This window comes from Aminobacter anthyllidis (assembly GCF_018555685.1).
In the GTDB taxonomy this organism is placed as follows: Bacteria; Pseudomonadota; Alphaproteobacteria; order Rhizobiales; family Rhizobiaceae; genus Aminobacter; species Aminobacter anthyllidis.
This window is the reverse complement of the sequence record NZ_JAFLWW010000028.1, coordinates 1-1,328: the sequence shown is the minus strand read 5'-3', so window position 1 is coordinate 1,328 and position 1,328 is coordinate 1. Positions and strand designations below refer to the sequence as shown.

The 1,328-nt window shown below is 63.8% G+C and carries 1 protein-coding gene; it reads left to right on the top strand.

Annotation, left to right across the window (positions count from 1 at the left end):
- Positions 1 to 6 precede the first annotated feature (6 nt).
- Positions 7 to 1,328: UDP-glucose dehydrogenase family protein (locus J1C56_RS32680; RefSeq protein ID WP_214394061.1), on the top strand; the 1,322-nt coding region annotated here is incomplete at its 3' end.

Here is a 1,328-nt window from a genome sequence, read left to right as displayed (position 1 = left end):
GACCGGATGAATCTGACAGTTTTTGGCATTGGCTATGTTGGCCTGGTTCAGGCAGCGGTGTTGGCCGAGGTCGGGCATGACGTTGTCTGCGTCGATGTCGATGCGGCCAAGGTCGAGCGCTTGAACCAGGGTTTCATCCCGATCTTCGAGCCGGGGCTGGAGGCGCTGGTGCGCGACAACCATGCGGCCGGGCGCATCGTCTTCACCACCGATGCGGCTCTGGCCGTCAGGCATGGCGAGATCCAGATGATCGCGGTCGGCACGCCGCAGGGCGAGGACGGCTCGGCCGACTTGAAGTACGTGCTCTCGGTGGCCGACGCCATCGGCCGCGAGATGGCGGGTGCGAAGATCGTGGTGACCAAATCGACGGTGCCGGTGGGCACCGCCGACAAGGTGCGCGAAACGATGTCGGCGGCGCTGAAGGCCAGGGGCCGCGAGGAGCTTGGCTTCGACGTCGTCTCCAATCCTGAGTTTTTGAAGGAAGGCTCGGCGGTCGCCGACTGCATGAAGCCCGACCGCATCATCATCGGCACCGACAGCGAGGCGGCAGAGGCGGTGATGCGCGAGCTCTATGCGCCGTTCAACCGCAACCACGAAAAGATGATCGTGATGGACGTGCGCTCCGCCGAGTTCACCAAATATGCCGCCAACTGCATGCTGGCGACCAAGATCAGCTTCATGAACGAGATGGCGAACCTCGCCGAACTGCTCGGCGCCGACATCGAGGAGGTGCGCAAGGGCATCGGCTCGGACCCGCGCATCGGCTACCACTTCATCTATCCGGGCCTGGGTTATGGCGGCTCGTGTTTTCCCAAGGATGTGCGTGCGCTGATCCGGACCGCCGGCGATGTCGGCTTCGAGCCGGTGCTGTTGCACTCGGTCGAGGCGCGCAACAATGCCCAAAAGGCGGTGCTGTTCGACAAGCTGAAGGCGCATTTCAACGGCGACCTTGCCGGCAAGACCTTCGCGCTGTGGGGCCTCGCCTTCAAGCCCAACACCGACGACATGCGCGAAGCACCTGCCCGGGTGCTGATGGAAGCGCTGTGGGCTGCCGGTGCCAAGGTCCAGGCCTACGATCCCGAGGCGATGAACGAGGCGCAGCAGATCTTTGGCCAGCGCGACGACCTGATGCTGTGCGGCACCAAGGAGGCGGCATTGCGCGGCGCCGACGCGCTTTTGATCGCCACCGAATGGAAGAATTTCAGGGCACCGTCCTTCGAGCTGATCAGGGAGCAACTGACCACGCCCGTCATCTTCGACGGCCGCAATCTCTACGACCCCGCCGTCGTCGCCCGCCACGGCATCAAATATGTCTCCATCGGGCGGAA